The organism is Nitrosomonas sp. PY1 (assembly GCF_022836435.1).
GTDB lineage: Bacteria > Pseudomonadota > Gammaproteobacteria > Burkholderiales > Nitrosomonadaceae > Nitrosomonas.
The window spans coordinates 973,215-990,977 of the sequence record NZ_BQXC01000001.1; the positions used below are offsets into that span (position 1 = coordinate 973,215).

Sequence of the window (17,763 nt, forward strand, 5' to 3'; positions counted from 1 at the left end):
TGGTTATTGTAGGTTCAATGGGTGAAAACGATAACGGAATCGTGTAGCTTACTTTTTGGATTAAGCCCATGAATTATCAACCATCAATTTTGATTGGATCAAAATCATCTAAGAAGCTACAGAATCCATCGGCGAGCTTTGTAGCACGTGCTTACCTTGGCGCATTCATCTAACAGGTACGCCGTGACATCGTCGACATGCATTGGTTTCGCGAACAAAAATCCTTGGAAAAAATCAACACCTTCTGCGCGTAAGAAGCTTACTTGCGCCTCAGTCTCCACGCCTTCGGCCACGACTTTTAGTCGCAAGTTTTTGGCTAACATGATGATGGTACGAACGAGGATCGCATCGTCAGAATTCTCTACGCAGTCTTTGACGAATGAACGATCGATCTTCAGAAACGTGAGCGGCAACTTTCGCAGGTAACCTAGGCTTGAATACCCCACACCAAAATCATCCACCGAGACGGTTACGCCGCTGTCAGCGAGAGAAGACAGTACACTGCATGCTGATTCAACGTCACCCAGCAAGACACCTTCGGTGATTTCCACGCCAATTTTCTCTGGCGGCACATCAGCCGCGCTGCAGGTCTCTCGAAAGTAGCTCTCAAAACCAGGCTCAAGCAATTGCCGCGCAGAAACATTGACACTGAGATGAAAATCGATGCCTTGGTCGAGCCAAGCCCGTTGTATCCGACATGCTTCTTCAATCACCCAATTGCCGATGACACTAATGAGGCCTGTTTCTTCCGCCAATGGGATGAACTCGTTCGGAGAAATGGGCCCGCGCTCGCGAGAGTTCCATCGAAGCAGCGCTTCAGCTGAAGCATAGGCGCTCGAATGTGCGTCAACAATTGGCTGGACATGTAGTTCCAATTCGCCATTATGCACTGCGGTTCGAAGTCCATTATAGATGATCAAACGTCGATCCGCTGCATGGTGCAATTCCTCTGAGTACCATTGAAACGTATTTCGTCCGCGAGCTTTCGCCTTGTAAAGTGCCGCGTCGGCGTGTTTCATGAGAACGTCTTCAGCCATCCCGTGCTGTGGTGATTGTGCGATGCCGATACTGCACGAACTCATCAGCGCCATTCCGTCGACCATGACCGGCTCTGCCACGGTGCGCAAGAGTTCTGACGAGAATGTGCTGGCTGCATCGGCATTCGTATTACGAAGCACAAAGATGAATTCATCTCCACCGACTCGACACACGAAGTCTTTCGGGTTGCGTAGCTGCTCAAACCGGGCCGAGATAAGTTTGAGGAAGACATCTCCTACTAAGTGTCCGAGAGAGTCGTTGATGTTCTTGAAGTAATCGAGATCAATGAAGAGCAGTGCGCAGGATTCGCTATTCCGAATGGGTTCCTCAAGAAACACCGAGAGCTGAGAGCGATTGGGAAGTCCTGTCAGATGGCAATGCTGCGCCAGATAGGCGATTTCCCGGAGTGCGGCGTTACGCTCGGTGACATCGATACACAGACCGAGTACGCCCGGACCCGTCTCAGGACTGTCGAAGGGCACCTTTGTGGTCATCAGATCGCGGACGTTGCCATTGCAATCGGTGATCACTTCGTTGATGTACTTGATTTTCCCGGTGTGAAGTACTTCCAGATCGTCACGGCGAAAGCCCGCAGCTTCTTCCGAGTTGAATGCGAAGTCGGCGTCGCACATCTGGCAGATTTGCTCAGCCGGGATATTATATGCTTTGGCCACCGCTTCATTGGCCAGGATGTAACGCCCCTCGCTGTCCTTGGCGAATATGAAATGAGGTACCAGATCAATCATCTGCCGAAAGAACGACGATGCAGCGGGAATTCGTTTCTTTTTCATAGTGCGAAACTCATCTCAATGAAGTAGAAATTTCAGAGTTGGAGTCCGCAGTGGTTATGACTCTAGGCATATACAGCACTGGAGGCTAGTAGTTGCGGGCATTTTACTATTTTGGAGTGATGGCTTGCAGATGTGTGTCGGATTGAACTCAATAAAAGAAATCCACATCTTGAACAGTGCGCGCAAGCTCGGGTACTTCACAAATAATACCGAGTACTTCGATGAATTAACAGTGCATTTTGTTAACACAGTGACCCTTTCGCTGGCCTTGAAATTCTGTAGGCGAGTATATGCTAACAAGACAGTCCGTGCAAATAATTACAGCATGAATTCTATCTAAGGAATTATTCGATCAAGTCTGAGATACTCAGCGTCACCTAAAATCAGCGCTGTCGGCAACCCTATTTTTGTATAGAGTTGCTGGGCGATATTCTCCTTAATAATTCGTAATGACTATCTTCATTTGATTGGTTTAACAACTAAGCTAATCTACTACGGCTCCATTTTTTCTATGGATTATTTGATTTCAGATTTTCCCCATTCATTCGCTAAATCATCAGAAGCTTTTTTCCAGTGATTTACAGCTTGATCGAGAATAGCTTTAGCTTGATCTGATTTTCTTTTAGCATCGGTTGTCTCACGCTCGGCGGTAGCGAGTTTTTCTTTAGCTTCGGTCAATTTCTTTTCTGCCGAGATGAAATCTTTCTCTAGATTATCTGCAGATTGCTTGGCTTGCATCATTTTTTCATAAGTAATGCTTGCATTCTTTTGCAATTGTTCAATGTTCTGGGCCATTGTATTGGGAGAGCATATAGCCACGATTACAAATAATAAAATGGAGCGCGCTAAAAACCTTAGATGAATAGAATATTGATAATACTTATTATCTTTCATGTTTTTTAGAAGTGATAAAAATCCGCATTTTTTGCTCTTATATTACGAAAAAAGCAGACGATGGAAAAGTAAATAAAGATTATATAATCAGGATACAAAGTAGCATTCTATCTTAGTATAGTGAGAATTTTTGAATTTATAATCTGATAATTGATTGTTAAAAGGAAAAGTATTTGATGGAACGCATTCGTAAAAATATTATATTGCTTTTTGGAGGTTTAGTATTTGTATTTTCTTTCTCATCAGCTTACGCAGAATGTGCAGGTTGCTTATGCTCGGGGGATCCTTGTAATTTATGTCCGTTACCTGCAATGCAAGACTCGCCTATTAAATTAACCGAGCCAGAGCTATGCAAACGAATACGCGAACAGGTACCACCAACTTCAGCGCAACCAGGTTCTAACGAGTATTTTCCCAATTTGGATAGATCGGTTGCAGTATGTGTCAAAGAGGGTGGGGATGTGGTTCGGAATCGCAAACAAACTACGGAGTTTCCTGCAAGATTCTATTGTAAGCCGCCTATTGATATCAAAAAAGATTAAGGCGGGATGAATTTAATCAATCAACTATTCAAAGCTGACTCGGCAATGTAATAAAGTATTCCGTTATACAGAGATTTTGTCATTTATAATTAGAGACTTCATTTCTTCCAGTGGTGGTAATTCTTCCAACGTACGTAAATTCAGGTCATTTAGAAAATTTTCTGTGGTTGCAAATAGTGCAGGTTTGCCTGGAACACTCCGGTGGCCAACGGTTTCAATCCAGCCACGTGCGCTTAGTGTTTTGAGAATGGCACCGGAAGTACTTACTCCCCGTATTTCTTCTATATCACCTCGTGTAACAGGCTGATGATAAGCAATAATTGCGAGAGTTTCCATGACGGCACGTGTATAACGCGGTGCTTTTTGCGGAGTCAGGCGATTGAGATAAGGCTGTATCTCGAGTCTAACTTGAAATCGCCAACCACTGGCTACTTGAGTGAGCTCTACGCAAGAATTGGTCCATTTGTCGCGAATCTTTTCTAGTTGGCTAGTGATTAGAGAAGCAGTCAATTCATGATTGAATAGTTTTCTAAGCTCTTGCGCAGATAGAGGCTCATGACTGGATAGTAAAGCTGCTTCCAGGATTTGAATTACTTTATTGAGATCGTGCGTTTCATCCGCAGTATTTGTGTGGTCAATCGCTAATGGATCGGACATAAATTAATTCGAATGGTTGAGATTGGGTAACTTCTATCACTAATGCTTTGGCAAGTTCGAGAATCGCTAAAAAAGTTACTATAACTTCTGCAATAGCTGCGGAGGCGCTGAATAATTCGTGAAACTGCAATTGTTCATGTATTTGCAAATCGCGCATGATTTGGCTCATATAGGCCCGAACAGATAATGTTTCGCGCTTAATTTGATGATGTTGGTGAATATGAGAGCGAGAAAGAATGGTTTCCCAAGCTCGTCGGAGGTCATCAATATGAAGACTGGGAGACTGATCGATCGGCGTATGTGCTGTCCATACTTGTGTCACAGTAATTTCACGACCGACTTGTGGTAATTCATTCAAACGCAGTGCAGCTTTTTTGATTTGTTCATATTCCAATAACCGCCTAACCAATTCTGCACGTGGATCATCATCTTCTTCGGTATGTATTTTAGGCATGGCGGGAAGTAGCATGCGTGACTTGATTTCTATGAGTAATGCACTCATTAGTAAGTATTCTGCGGCCAGTTCTAATTGATCGGCGCACATTGTGTCAACATAACGCATATACTGTTGTGTCAATTCAGCCATCGGTATATCGAGAATATTGAGGTTGTGCTTACGAATTAGGTAAAGCAAAAGATCCAAAGGACCTTGAAATGTATCAAGCAGAACTTCCAACGCGTTAGGTGGAATATATAGATCCTGTGGAATTTCTAGCAATGGCTCGCCGCAGATTCTGGCAATGGAAGTAGGTATTCTGGGTTGGTCGATTGAACTTACTATGACAGGGTACATATTAATTGTAAATCAATTGATCGTGCGAGATCTTGAGCTTAGGAGTAATTTAATCCCATTACTTTTCGGATATCGCGCATGGTTTCTTCGGCTAATTTATTAGCTTTCTCGCAGCCATCGGCAATAATATTACGAACTAGCGTTGGATCTTCTTCGTACTTTTGAATTCGCTCATATATTGGACCCTGCTCAGCTAAAATGGCCGAAATTATTGGTGATTTGCAATCCAAGCAACCGATCTGTGCATTACGGCAACCTTGTTGTACCCATTCTTGTGTATCGTGGTTGGAATAGACCATATGAAATTGCCAGACCGGGCATTTATTAGGGTCACCTGGATCGCTTCGTCTAACTCTGGCTGGATCAGTTGGCATGGTGCGAATCTTTTTTTCGATACTGACTGGATCTTCTCGTAAGCTGATCGTATTGTCATATGACTTAGACATTTTTTGTCCATCCAAGCCAGGCATTTTAGAAGCTCCGGTTAACAATGCTTCAGGTTCTGCCAGAATCATTTTTCCACCGCCTTCCAAGTATCCAAATAATCTTTCGCGATCACTGAGGCTTAGACTCTGCTGTTCAGTTAAGAGTGAGCGCGCCTCTTCTAATGCACCTCCATCACCTTGTTCCTGATAGAGGTTGCGTAATTCATTATATAATTTCGATTTTTTCGATCCTAGCTTTTTAATTGCCTGCTCCGCTTTTTCTTCGAATCCGAGTTCTTTGCCATAAATATGATTGAATCGGCGTGCGATCTCCCGAGTAAATTCCAGATGAGGAACTTGATCTTCTCCTACTGGAACCAAGTTGGCACGATAAATCAGTATATCTGCGCTTTGCAATAAAGGGTAGCCGAGAAAGCCATAGGTGCCTAGGTCTTTGTCGGATAGCTTTTCCTGCTGATCTTTATAGGTTGGAACACGCTCCAGCCAACCCAGCGGCGTCATCATTGACAATAGTAAGTATAGCTCTGAATGTGCCGGTACTTTTGATTGAATAAACAGCGTTGCTTGTGACGGATCTACTCCCGCAGCCAGCCAATCGACCACCATATCCCAAACATTTTGTTCAATAATTTCTGGTGTATCGTAATGTGTTGTCAGAGCGTGCCAGTCAGCTACAAAAAATAAACATTCATACTGTTGCTGTAAATGAATCCAGTTTTTTAAAACACCGTGGTAATGCCCCAAATGTAAGCTGCCTGTAGGGCGCATACCCGATAAAACACGATCAGCAAACATGATGCTTTCCTAATCTCGACATTGTTAAATATATAATCCGAAAAGTGATACGATCATTATTTTGAACCAAATAATAATGGGACCAATTATCGCTCCTAGCGCACCGCTAAACATCAAGACCAGCAATATTACGAATCCATAAGGCTCAAGACGCGAGAATTGGTATGCCAAGCGATGGGGTAGTAAGCTAACAGCCATTCGACCGCCATCTAAAGGTGGTAGCGGCAGTAAATTTAGTACCATCAAAATAATGTTGATTTCGATACCGGCGATCCCCATTAGAACTGCTGGTTTAGCAAGACTACTTTCAGGGACTGCGATTGCCAATTTGATGACTACTGCCCAGAGAATGGCCATGAATAGATTTGCGCTCGGACCGGCTACAGCCACCCAAAGCATATCGCTTTTTGGGTGTCGTAAATTAGAGAAATTAACCGGAACCGGTTTTGCCCAACCAAATAAAAAACCTGCCCCCATTGTCATCTTACTGATGATAAACAATGAGAGCGGCACCAGAATGGTTCCGATAGGGTCAATATGACGAACCGGATTCAAGCTAATTCGTCCTTCATTGTACGCAGTAAAATCTCCGAAATGTTTTGCCGCGTATCCATGGGCGGCTTCGTGCAAAGTAATGGCAAAAATAACAGGTAAGGCATAAATTGCAATACCTTGAATAATACTATCCATGATTGATACCAAAGGGTGCTATAGGTCCTTTTCCTTGCCGAATCAATTCTGGAGTATCTTTAGTTAAGTCAATTACTGTTGTCATTTCAATGCCACATGATCCAGAATCCATGACTAAATCTACTTGATGTTCTAAGCGATTGCGGATTTCTTCTGCATCATTTAAAGGCCATTCATCGCCGGGTAATATTAAAGTCGAACTGAGCAAAGGTTCGCCGAGTTCTTCAAGCAATGCTAGAACCACTGGATGATCGGGAATGCGTAATCCGATAGTATTGCGTTTGGGGTGTTGCATTCGGCGTGGTACTTCACGAGTTGCTTGTAAAATAAAGGTATAGTTACCCGGTGTGGTTGCTTTTAGTAATCGATATTGGCTGTTATCAACCTTGGCATAAGTCGCAATCTCTGCCAAGTCTCGACAGATCAATGTGAAGTGATGTTGTTCATCTACTTGTCGAATAGTGCGGATACGAGACATTGCTGTTTTGTCATTTAGGTGACATCCTAAAGCATAGCAAGAATCAGTTGGGTAAACAATCACGCCGCCGCTACGAACTATCGTAACAGCTTGTTTGATCAATCGTGAGTGAGGTGTGTTGGAATGAATTGAGAAAAATTGAGCCACAGTAAGGGTATCGTTGGATGCAGATAAATAGAATCAGATAGAATTATGAATTGTTTTTCCAGTTGTGCCAAATGGGTATACAACCCGGGGGAATATTCGGGAGTTGACCCAAGTCATAATAACTTTCATTTGGGCCATGAAAATCTGATCCGCAAGAAACTGATAGCTTCATATCTTGTGCACATTGTGCATAAAATTTTACTTGTTCAGAGGTGTGGCTTGGGGAGATGACTTCAAGTGCACTACCCCCTAGCTGACAAAATTCATCTAATAAATCCTGTGTGACATTTTTACCTAAACCATAACGGCCAGGGTGCGCAATTACTGCTTGACCGCCACTTCCTCGGATCCAATTAATCGCATCACTTAATTCTGCCCATTGGTGGGGTGTGTATCCTGGTTTTCCTTTAACAAGGTATTTTTTAAACACTGATTTGATGTCTTTGGCGTTTCCTCGCTCAACGAGAAAACGTGCAAAATGAGTCCGCCCGATGATGCCTTGATTTCCAACATATGCACAGGCGCCTTCCAAGCTGCCATGAATACCATTTTTTTCCAGCTCTGCAGCAATTCTTTCCGCTCGTGATAACCGCCCTGCGCGTAGGGTGGCCAGGCCTTCTAACAGTGGAGTATACTTTGGGTCAATTGCAAGGCCAAGAATATGCAATGTGCGACCGCGCCAGCTGACGGAGATTTCTACTCCATTGATAAATTTGATGTGATTGCTGTCGGCGGCTTTTTGCGCTTCAGACAATCCAGCAATATCGTCATGATCTGTCAGTGCTAGTGTTTCAACGCCTCGATGTAATGCGCGCTCCACTAAATGAGTAGGCGTTAGTAGTCCATCTGAGATATTAGAATGGCAGTGCAGGTCAATATTGAGCATAAATGAAGATTACGCAAAGTGCAAAGCGCATAATAACAAATAACCGAGTTTAGGAAAAACAGTGATGCAAATAATCAACGAAACTGTTTTAAAAAATGAGCAATAAAAATATTTATAGGAAATATGATGGTTAATCAAATGACCGTATGGAATTATATCTCTGCCGCTCCTCATCGGTGTCTGTTTTTGATTGGTGCACTGCAAGGTATTTTGACATTACTTTGGTGGGTTTTTGATCTTAGCGGGCGCTATGCCGTTGTGGGGACAGCCTTTAATTGGAGTATTGCACCGATCTGGGCGCATGTTTTTTTGATGATCTATGGCTTCTTTCCGTTCTTTATTTTTGGTTTTTTGTTTACGACATATCCCAACTGGATGAATGGAGAAAAAGTTAAACCTCGCGGATATCTGTCGACTTGTGTGCTAATGCTGTGTGGCGTACTGCTATTTTATATTGGATTGGCGGTAGGTAAAGAACTAAGTATAGTTGGCGTTGCAGTCATGCTTATTGGCTGGAGTTTGGCTGTGTATGTGTTGTTACGAATATTGTTTACGGCTGCTGCGCAGGATAAGCGACATGCCAAGGTAATTAGCATTGCTCTTTTAATGGGATGGCTTGGATTGACGGCTTATCTATTGTGGTTAGTTACAGGTAATCCCTTCATGATTGATTTTTCCAATCATATCGGCGTTTGGTTTTTTTTGGTGCCAATTGTACTAACGGTGTCGCATCGTATGATTCCTTTTTTTTCCAGCCGCGTTTTGGATAATTATGTGATGGTGCGGCCATTCTGGTTGCTTTGGCTAATGATTGCATTCATTGTGGTGCATGGGGGCATGCAGTTGATGGAAATAAGGGGTTATTTATGGATGGTAGATATCCCGTTGGCATTGTGTGCCTTTTATCTTTCTTATCGTTGGGGATGGGTGCGTAGTTTTCGTGTTAAATTATTAGCAGTGTTGCATATTTCATTTGTTTGGTTTGCTATATCTATGGTGTTGTATGGTTTGCAAAGTTTTATTTATATGCAATCTGGTAAGGTGATACTTGGATTGGCACCGTTACATGCGTTAACCATTGGATTTTTCACGAGTATGATTTTGGCAATGGTTTCTCGTGTCACGCTTGGACATTCAGGACGCCCATTAGAATTGGATCAATTTACTTGGATATTATTTTTAGGGTTTCAGGCAACTGCAGTACTCAGAATAATCGCTGATGCTCCATTAGCGGCAACAATAATGCCGCAATTATATGTAATTGCTGGATTGATCTGGCTGTTTTCCTTCGTTTTATGGGCTGTTAAGTATGTGCCGATCTATTGGAAACCCAGGGTCGATGGAAAACAGGGTTAGATTACCAGTTAATAACGATAGTCTGAGGAACAATATATCAGAGTCATCTTAGATCGTTCAATAAGCGTTGTTATAATTACTGGATAACGCTATCCTGGTACGCTAAATTAGTAATTATTATCGAGAATAGGAGCATTATGACTCAAGATGAACAAAAACGTGCAGTAGCTGCCGCTGCTATACAATATGTTCCCGTAGGATCTATTGTTGGGGTTGGAACTGGTTCTACTGCCAACTACTTTATTGATGAATTGGCTAAAATCAAACATCAGATTGAGGGTGCAGTTGCGAGCTCAGATGCGACAGCTCAGCGCCTTAAGGGGCATGGAATTGAAGTTTTAGATCTGAATGATGTTATGGATATTCCCGTTTATGTGGATGGCTCGGATGAAATTACTGAACATTTGCATATGATTAAAGGGGGCGGAGGAGCATTGACACGAGAGAAAATAGTTGCTGCGGTTGCACAAAAATTTATTTGCATTGCTGATCAGAGTAAATTGGTCGAAGTATTGGGCAATTTTCCATTGCCTATTGAGGTAATACCCATGGCTCGTAGTTATGTTGCGCGGGAAATTGTGTTGCTTGGAGGGCAACCGGCACTAAGGCAAGGTTTTAAAACTGACAACGGTAATGTGATTCTTGATATTTATGGGATGAAAATCATGAATCCTGTGGAATTGGAAGCGAAGCTGAATCAAATTGCCGGAGTGGTAACCAATGGGCTTTTTGCTATGCGGTCTGCTAATGTGTTGCTACTGGGGACTGATAGCGGCGTTAAAACAATATCGATTTGATTCGTATTATCTTGCCTATCTATTTACCAATAAATTTCATACAAGAACCTTCAGTCGAGAAAAACACTCATGCAAAACAAAGAACATATTTCTAAACAATTTGATGCAAGCCTAGAAGAAGTTCGGACACGTGTGCTACAAATGGGAGGCTTTGTTGAAGAACAAATTGAGTGTGCAATTGAAGCGTTGATAACAGGCAATGAGGATTTGATTGATCAGGTGATTACACGCGATCATCGTGTGAATGCCATGGAAGTGTCAATTGATGAAATTTGTAATCAGATTATTGCACGGAGGCAGCCAACAGCCAGTGATTTGCGTTTAATCATGATGGTCATTAAAACCATTACGGATCTGGAACGTATCGGTGATGAAGCTGCAAAAATTGCGCGCATGGCAAAATTGATTTATGCAGCGGATCGTATACATATTCCGCGCTTTAATGAAATCAAGCATGTGGCAAGTATTGCGATGGAAATGTTACATAAAGCATTGGATTCTTTTGCGCGACTAGACTTAAATGCTGCTGCGCAGATTGTGCGTCAGGATGAATTTGTTGATGAAGAATTTCGCTCTATTCTTCGCCAGCTCATTACATTTATGATGGAAGATCCAAGAAAGATTTCTACTTGTCTAGAGATATTGTTTATTGCTAAGGCAATTGAACGGATTGGCGATCACGCAAAAAATATGTCGGAATATGTGGTGTATATGGTGAAAGGAAAAGATGTGCGTCACGTAACTGCAGATCAAATCGAGCAAGAAATAAAGGAATAATAGTTCGATTTTCCTTTGTTTCTTGCCAGATTATCAAATTAAAATTTAACGATTCCAACATTCGTCGATACTTCCGCTGGAACCCCGAACCCCCGTATTGGTCAATGTCAAGGTACCGCAAGTATCTCCTGCCATGGAGCCGGTTGGTACTGCTTGCAAAGTAAAGGTGTTGTTCCCAACTGCTGAGAGGTTGATGTCATATTGCTTAGTGCCATCTCTAGGAGATTTTGTGATAGGTAAAGTTACAGCGCCATCATCGCCGGTATTTGCAATTCCATCTGCTCCAGATGTTCCATCATATTGATTATGCTGACTATAAAATTTCTCCATAAACTGTGCATTTTCATGTAATAAAGCTTTTGCTTCGGTTCGATTAGCGCGTCTTACGTGTTCCTGATAGGATGGCAGTGCAATTGCCGCAATAATTCCGATGATGGCAACTGTGACCATAATCTCTATTAAAGTGAAGCCACGCGAATGCGGGTAATATAAAGCTGTATTAAATTTCATAGTGTTTGGTTCCTTTATGTTAAATTTTATGTACTCAAAAGCTGAAAGTTGACCATTGATCTTGTTTATAAGCACCAAGAAGATATTTTTTCAATTAACGGATTACTCCTGCGAAAATTCGCGCCATGTGATTCTGCCACGTTTTCCTTGAGCTCCTGGTGATACTGGTGTGTCTTCAATTCTTCCGGGAGGTTTTTGATATACAGCAAGATCTGATGTGGCGCCAATAGCGGTATTTCTTATGAATGTTACACCACCCATTACAAAACCAATTTCTAAGCCGGAAGAATAACCATCATCCAGCGAAAGTATTCTGTTTCCATTGGTGTCAAAAGTAGGTCGAGTCAACATGCCGCCGGTCGAGAAATTAACGATATTGAGAAATCCTCTTCCGCCAAAATCACATGGTGAAGCTGACGGAACAATGGTGGTAAAGCGAAAGAGGCCATCTTGAATTTCGGGTACAGCCGTGAGCCGCTCGCCACTAATCGGTAAATCCATGTACCAACCTTTAATGGTTGACGAATAATTCACTGCATTTTGGGTGGTGGTTCGGAAACCGGAACCGGTTGTCATAGAAGTTATTTGCTGTATCAATGAGCTTGCAGATAGAGTACCACTGGTATTGTAATCCCATATGCCATACATCGTTTGAGGGTCGGTATTAGTGGTATCCGCGGTTTCTAGGTACTTTCCTGTGCCAAAAAGAACCATCTGTCCGCCTTTTTGATGAAAAGTAACTGCCGGAGGTGAAGTGATTGGTTTTGCAGTACCGGATATAAATAATGGCAATCCGCCTTGAGCTACTCTCCAATTAGCGGGCGATGTGCTACTGGCATCAAACTTCCATAAATTTCCCTTCAGATCACCTGCGTAGATGGTGTCTACTAAACCGTTACCATTGCTGTCAAATACAGCAGGTGTCGAGAGACCGTTACCTGAGCCGCTATATGAAACCAATTTGATATAATCGGTACCGAGTGTCCAGGTACCATCTTCGCCACCGTTAATGAATAATATATACAATGCCGCCTTACCCGCCGTACTATTATATCCATTTCCCACAATGACAGCCCATTGATTGTTTTCCATTTTAACAATTTGTTGAGCTTGCCCGTTGAGTGAGCTTATTCTCGTGAGGTTATGGCTATACCCCATGTCTGCATCATCAGTATCGGTAAATTCCCATAAAAGAAGGTTCGCGGCATTCGTGTTGCTGAAAGTGGGTGCGGACTGGGAAGTATCCGTCGGATTGGTTATGTCCAACGCAAAAAATCCTTTCCCGCCGCCATTCATGCTGCCAATGAGTATGCTCTTCCAGCTTGATGTAACACTACTATAGATATCTCCTGCCATGGGGGAGCCATCAACAAAGTATCGATGGTTGGCATTGTAATCCTTATCGGTCAGGCGACTCAAGTTTGCATAAACTGTATTGGGCACATATGCAATCAATTCTTTACCAGCATCGGCAGTTGTGCATCCTGGAGTAACGCCGACAATACAGGCATTAAAACCGTGTAGCATGCCATCGTTTGCACCGACGTAGACCATTGGTGTTCTGTTGGCATAGGTATTCCGGAAAGCAGTATAGCCTGCATGATCGACATTTGAATAGCCTGCACTAGGCCTACCCACAAAAATTGGTCCGGAATTAACAATATCGCCTAATTTGGTCGTCGGACGAGTACGAAATTTGTTTACAGTACTAGAGCTGGCGCACGTGAACGTTCCACTACCTTCATTTGTAGCTATGCCGCGCAGATAGTCGACTCTTTCCGGACCACAGTTATCGACTGTACCGGCTGCATTTTTATTCAAAAAATTTTTTTGCGTAGTCGTTAAATTGCCATATTGGAATGCGATACCATCGGAACTGCCTTTTGTGATGATGACACGAGAGTTGGGATTAATCGTACTTGAATTAAGCGATACCATTCCTGCTTCCCAATCAGGTGTGCCAAATCCCAAAATAGTAAACGGTATGGATACCAATTGCCCGCTCCAATCGCCACTATTAAATTTTGCCTGATAAACGCGGCCATTGGTTGTTAAAGAGCTTGAATTGGTTGCTACGGCGGAAGCAGCACCTGTACGGGCAACAATGGCTGATAAAGCATTCGATAGCGCTTCTGAAAAAGTGGCAGGATCAGAGGCGCTAAAAAAATTTCCCCGACTATTTATGGCTGCATGCCATAGATCATCAACTTTTGCTGCATCACTGCCTGTTGGATCAGGCCACGATTCTGATCCAGAAGGCAGCGAGGACAGTGTACCGGTCACTCCTAAACCGACAGTAAAATTAACCAAATGCTGCCAGAAAGCAGGATCATGTGCATTGGTTGGCACTTTATTGAGCATATCGGTGCGTAAATCGTTTTTCCAATAATGCATGGCAGCATCTGCAAGGGTATCGCTATAAGCGTCTGAATAAGGTAGTGATGGAGAGTATGTGAAGGAGGCGGGTGTTGCCGGTGAGGAATTATTCGTGATAGTTGTACCCGATTGATTATCCGAATTATCCAGCCCTGAAATTGAACCCTCAGTCCAATAGCCATCCGTCATCAAAATGTTGAAATTTTGACGGCATTCGTGCTGTGTTCCACCGGTAGACCCGGGTGTCTGACCCCAAGGTCCCTTGTCGTCCGTTCTTTTGAAATACTCTCCTACTGCTATCATTGCCTCTCTAAGCGGTGTTCCTGCTGCAGGAATACTATGACTGTAAAAGTTTGTAAAGAAATTGGTTCTATCTGCGCCAGTAAATTGCCTAACACCATTTTTTACAACGGTGGTAGCCACTCCATCCACTGTCGTAGAGGTTTTATTGATAGTCGCAAATCCGACACGCATGGTGTTTCCTTGTACAGCAAACGCCCTGCCGATACCTGCGCGTGCCAGCAATATTCGTGACCGATAATAGGTATACCAATTGGCAAAGTTCTGGATTTCTTCAGCATACGTGCAAGTCGGTGCAACAGCGCAGTCTGTTCGGTTGGACCCACCTATGTATGAATTGGTAGAAGATTTGATCTCAACTTGTGTGTAGCTGGCGGCTGCATTAACGTTTCCACCTACATACTTAAAATATACGGCTGGATAAAATGTTTTTGAAAGGCTACCGGATAGCGTACCGTCACTTTTTAGCCATCGGGCGGTTTGAGTGTTGTTAGCGGTCAGGTTACGACAACCTGCGCCTGCGTTAAATGGATTATGTGGAGCACAAGCTGGGGGTGCATTACCCATTAACGTCCCATCCCCATTACTCCAAGGAAGATATCTGACAGCCGGATTGTAATAAATTTTATTGACGTAACTGGAGCGCAATGAAGTCGAATAACGGTTAGTATAATCAAAATCAACAACGTAGTTGTTATAGTCGCTTGGACCGTAAACATTTGCCGCGCGTGGAAATACGTAGTATACACTTTGAAGAATGAGTTGTTCCGGCATGATCTCAAAATGCATTGATCCTGAATCATCAAGCGTGAACATCACATTGGGTGAAATATTGCCTCCCAGGAACAACGGAACATTAGAGAGCGGTTGCTGAGCACGAATAGAAAAGCTCAATGCAAAAATAAAAATGAAAATACCGTTATAAATGATCTTCATGGTAGAGAATTCCTCCAGTGATTCCGGAAAATTACGGTCGAAACGTTTCTTGTAGCCAAACGACGGTTCCATTTTTTGCACCTTGCGCCCGGACGGTAACGCGGTAGTAATAGCGTAAATAACCGCCCGGGGGTGTTTTTTGGATGCCTTCGATGAGATAAGTTGGGGTAGCAACGAGTCCTTTGGGTAATTCGGGAGCCGTATAAGTAACTCCGTCAATTCTGAAAACATTATTTTTTACATAACTAATTGGGCAGTCTGGTGCGCAGAGTGTTTTCCAAATAGGTGAAGGTGGTTCTGTATTTGCTCCGTAATAACATAATCCACCTGTGCAAGTCGTATCAAAATCAGTAATACCGTCAATCGGTTTTGGGGAATTGGTTGTATCATCATTGTCGCGTATGTGATGTTCAGCATAGCGTAGTGTCATTTCTGCAGCTTGCATAGCCAGCATACGGTCGCGCATATTGCCCGACATGCGTTCTTCGATCGTGGCCATTTTCATTGCAGTAACACCCAGTAAGGATAAGGCAAGCAGAAAAATCAAGCCTGTGACAAATACGGCACCGGTCTGCTTCCGTGGTAAAGGTATTATCTCTTTCATAACATGCTGTTAATACGATTACGTAAATTAAATGTGGCGGTAAAAGTCCTTCTAAGACGCCTGTCTGCTGGAATGGCAACAGAGTTTCCATTGCAATCCAAGTAGTTTCCTACCGTGACAATATTGGTTTTCTCAGAGCGGACTAATACACAAATTCGGGCGGTGATAACTTGCTCCCAATCACCCGGCAAATCGACATATTGATCAACCGATTGATCGGTATTCGTATCGATTCCATATGAGACTTGTAGATCTTCTACATTACTTAATAGCGCTCGGCCTGTAGATGGTACTCCTGGGGCATTGGGTAAATTACCGTCGCACTGCAATTCAGCATTGGCGACATCAATACTAAAATGGTTCTGAATAACTTCGCCAGCTACAGTAACATCGGTTGTTTCGCAATCGCTATCACCCAATGTTCCTTCGAATTGTAGGGTAATAGTATCTGCCGCGTTTCCGCTACCATTTGTGCCATTAATTACTGTTCCCTCGAATTCGGCCTTGAAGCCAGAAAAAGGAATTTCTACATGCCCCGCTTGCTTGACACTGCGTCCAATTATCTCAAGTGCAAAGCGTCCACTTTCTTGTAATCTTGCTTGATTTTCCTGTTCATTGAAGGTTTGTCTGCTACTGACAAATACTGTACCAATGACTAACAGTAGAACGAGCCCAATCGTCATAGCTACCATCAGCTCAACTAAAGAAAAGCCGCGCAGTATATGCATGCTATTGATAGCTGGCTTATTAAAATAGGTTTGTAGTGAGCGGATAGATGTCATTTTATGGAATAAAACGGGCGAAAAAGCATCGGGTTTTGGCAGGAGTGCCACTTGGGCAATTGGAGTTGGCATCGTCAGTGTTACTCATTTCTTTCTCGGTCCACATTAGGTTGATTTCAAAGCCTGTAGCGAGACTTCCTGTAACCGTACCTCTTCCATCCGGTAATAAAATGGAATTGGCGCTATTCCACTGTGCGTGATCGTAAACAGCAATTTGAGTCGCTGTACAAACGGCTGCCTTACAATCTGAGCTATTAGGCGTGGTTGCTGCTAACGAGTCATAAGATCCTGATATTATGCCTGCTAAATTAGCACGCATGCGGTCGGCAATATCCTCGGTTTGTTTGCTGGCAATCGAGCGATAATGTGCAACATTGTTACTTCTGGCTCCGGAAACAATGAGCGCAGCCATGCCCAGCAATCCGAAAGAGACAATTAAAATAGTAATCAGTACCTCTAATAAGCTAAATCCCTTATAAGAGCTACTTCGCATCGAATAAAATTTATTTATGAACATGATCCATTACCCGTTTCAGTGCGGAAGCGCCCTTGATTGCTGAGTACAATAGTTTTTGAATAATTAGAACCGCGATCATCACATAGGGAAAAGGTTGCAGCAGATCCAGGTGAAAAACCATCAGGGCGAAACATGATAGTGCCGGCCAAAGAGGCTTTAAGTGTATTGCCACCAGAAAACGCATAACTCACTTGAAGAATTTCTTCGCCTACATCAATAGTTCTGCTATTGTTGTTATCAACAAAAACGACCCAGCCATTGGACCAAATGTTACTTGCTGTACAATTTGTACCATTGGTACTGGGGCAGATAGTGATTCGAGTGTTTCGTTTTATGGCTTCACTTTTTGCTAAAGCGAGTGCGAAGTAAAAACTGTTACTTTGGGTAATTAGTAAACTGTCTTGTGTAAATGACCGGTAGCTTGGTACAGCTACAGATAAGAGAATGCTCGCTATACTCAGCGTGATCATTAATTCGATCAGTGTGAAGCCACGATATACTGATTTTTTTATGCGCATATTTATTCTAGGGTGCTGTGAATATTTTTATGAATCATAAATTCATCGGGTCTAATTAAGATTTAAGAGGTTATCGGTTGATGTGCTGATAAACTTTAGTCTGTTAGTCAGAATGGTTTGGGAAGGGTGCTTC

At 43.0% G+C, this 17,763-nt stretch carries 18 protein-coding genes; 4 read left to right on the plus strand and 14 right to left on the minus strand.

Going from position 1 to position 17,763, the window contains the following annotated elements; genetic code table 11:
- Positions 1–116: 116 nt before the first annotated feature.
- Positions 117–1,829, minus strand: coding sequence for a bifunctional diguanylate cyclase/phosphodiesterase (locus W03_RS04480; RefSeq protein ID WP_244071798.1), 1,713 nt, complete (start codon positions 1,827–1,829; stop codon positions 117–119).
- Between the two features lie 516 nt (positions 1,830–2,345).
- Entirely contained in the window at positions 2,346–2,723 is a 378-nt protein-coding gene (locus tag W03_RS04485) for a hypothetical protein (RefSeq protein WP_244071800.1), read from the minus strand.
- Between the two features lie 176 nt (positions 2,724–2,899).
- On the opposite strand from W03_RS04485, the gene W03_RS04490 reads away from it, so the two are divergent.
- Entirely contained in the window at positions 2,900–3,265 is a 366-nt protein-coding gene (locus tag W03_RS04490; RefSeq protein ID WP_244071801.1) for a hypothetical protein, read from the plus strand.
- 63 nt (positions 3,266–3,328) lie between these two features.
- On the opposite strand, the gene scpB is transcribed toward W03_RS04490, so the two are convergent.
- From scpB to W03_RS04520, 6 genes are read right to left on the minus strand one after another with little or no spacing between them, the layout of a single operon-like run.
- Positions 3,329–3,922 carry an SMC-Scp complex subunit ScpB gene (gene scpB, locus W03_RS04495; protein ID WP_244071804.1) on the minus strand — a complete coding sequence of 198 codons (594 nt, stop codon included), beginning with the start codon at positions 3,920–3,922 and terminating at the stop codon, positions 3,329–3,331.
- Positions 3,900–4,715: a ScpA family protein gene (locus W03_RS04500; RefSeq protein ID WP_244071806.1), complete on the minus strand. Its 816-nt coding sequence runs from the start codon at positions 4,713–4,715 to the stop codon at positions 3,900–3,902. The genes scpB and W03_RS04500 overlap by 23 nt, the downstream gene beginning before the upstream one ends.
- Positions 4,716–4,753: 38 nt before the next feature.
- Positions 4,754–5,956, minus strand: a complete 1,203-nt coding sequence (locus W03_RS04505; protein WP_244071808.1) for a tryptophan--tRNA ligase — start codon at positions 5,954–5,956, stop codon at positions 4,754–4,756.
- 24 nt (positions 5,957–5,980) lie between these two features.
- Positions 5,981–6,646 (minus strand): site-2 protease family protein, encoded by a 666-nt coding sequence (locus W03_RS04510; protein WP_244071810.1) that lies wholly within the window; start codon positions 6,644–6,646, stop codon positions 5,981–5,983.
- Positions 6,639–7,271, minus strand: a complete 633-nt coding sequence (locus tag W03_RS04515; protein WP_244071811.1) for an L-threonylcarbamoyladenylate synthase — start codon at positions 7,269–7,271, stop codon at positions 6,639–6,641. The genes W03_RS04510 and W03_RS04515 overlap by 8 nt, the downstream gene beginning before the upstream one ends.
- A 43-nt stretch (positions 7,272–7,314) precedes the next feature.
- Positions 7,315–8,157 (minus strand): 3',5'-nucleoside bisphosphate phosphatase, encoded by an 843-nt coding sequence (locus W03_RS04520; RefSeq protein WP_244071813.1) that lies wholly within the window; start codon positions 8,155–8,157, stop codon positions 7,315–7,317.
- A gap of 138 nt (positions 8,158–8,295) precedes the next feature.
- Between W03_RS04520 and W03_RS04525 the strand changes: the two genes are divergently transcribed.
- From W03_RS04525 to phoU, 3 genes are all read left to right on the plus strand, one after another.
- Positions 8,296–9,513: an NnrS family protein gene (locus tag W03_RS04525; RefSeq protein ID WP_244071815.1), complete on the plus strand. Its 1,218-nt coding sequence runs from the start codon at positions 8,296–8,298 to the stop codon at positions 9,511–9,513.
- A 137-nt stretch (positions 9,514–9,650) separates the two neighbouring features.
- Positions 9,651–10,310, plus strand: coding sequence for a ribose-5-phosphate isomerase RpiA (rpiA, locus tag W03_RS04530; protein ID WP_244071817.1), 660 nt, complete (start codon positions 9,651–9,653; stop codon positions 10,308–10,310).
- A 69-nt stretch (positions 10,311–10,379) separates the two neighbouring features.
- Complete coding sequence (gene phoU / locus W03_RS04535; protein WP_244071819.1) at positions 10,380–11,087, plus strand: phosphate signaling complex protein PhoU; 708 nt, start codon at positions 10,380–10,382, stop codon at positions 11,085–11,087.
- A 45-nt stretch (positions 11,088–11,132) separates the two neighbouring features.
- On the opposite strand, the gene W03_RS04540 is transcribed toward phoU, so the two are convergent.
- The 6 genes from W03_RS04540 to W03_RS04565 all read right to left on the minus strand — a co-directional run bounded on the left by W03_RS04540 (position 11,133) and on the right by W03_RS04565 (position 17,630).
- Complete coding sequence (locus W03_RS04540) at positions 11,133–11,597, minus strand: type IV pilin protein (RefSeq protein ID WP_244071821.1); 465 nt, start codon at positions 11,595–11,597, stop codon at positions 11,133–11,135.
- A gap of 102 nt (positions 11,598–11,699) precedes the next feature.
- Positions 11,700–15,281, minus strand: a complete 3,582-nt coding sequence (locus tag W03_RS04545) for a pilus assembly protein (protein WP_244071823.1) — start codon at positions 15,279–15,281, stop codon at positions 11,700–11,702.
- The gene (locus W03_RS04550; RefSeq protein WP_244071825.1) at positions 15,241–15,813 is read right to left on the minus strand and encodes a PilX N-terminal domain-containing pilus assembly protein; all 573 of its coding nucleotides are present in this window, start codon (positions 15,811–15,813) and stop codon (positions 15,241–15,243) included. Before W03_RS04550 ends, W03_RS04545 begins: the two co-directional genes overlap by 41 nt.
- On the minus strand, positions 15,810–16,667 hold the full coding sequence (locus W03_RS04555) for a PilW family protein (RefSeq protein ID WP_244071826.1): 858 nt from the start codon (positions 16,665–16,667) through the stop codon (positions 15,810–15,812). The genes W03_RS04550 and W03_RS04555 overlap by 4 nt, the downstream gene beginning before the upstream one ends.
- A complete protein-coding gene (gene pilV / locus W03_RS04560; RefSeq protein ID WP_244071828.1) occupies positions 16,597–17,112 on the minus strand; it encodes a type IV pilus modification protein PilV in 516 nt (171 codons plus the stop codon). Before pilV ends, W03_RS04555 begins: the two co-directional genes overlap by 71 nt.
- Positions 17,103–17,630, minus strand: a complete 528-nt coding sequence (locus W03_RS04565) for a GspH/FimT family pseudopilin (protein WP_244071830.1) — start codon at positions 17,628–17,630, stop codon at positions 17,103–17,105. The genes pilV and W03_RS04565 overlap by 10 nt, the downstream gene beginning before the upstream one ends.
- Positions 17,631–17,763: the final 133 nt, after the last annotated feature.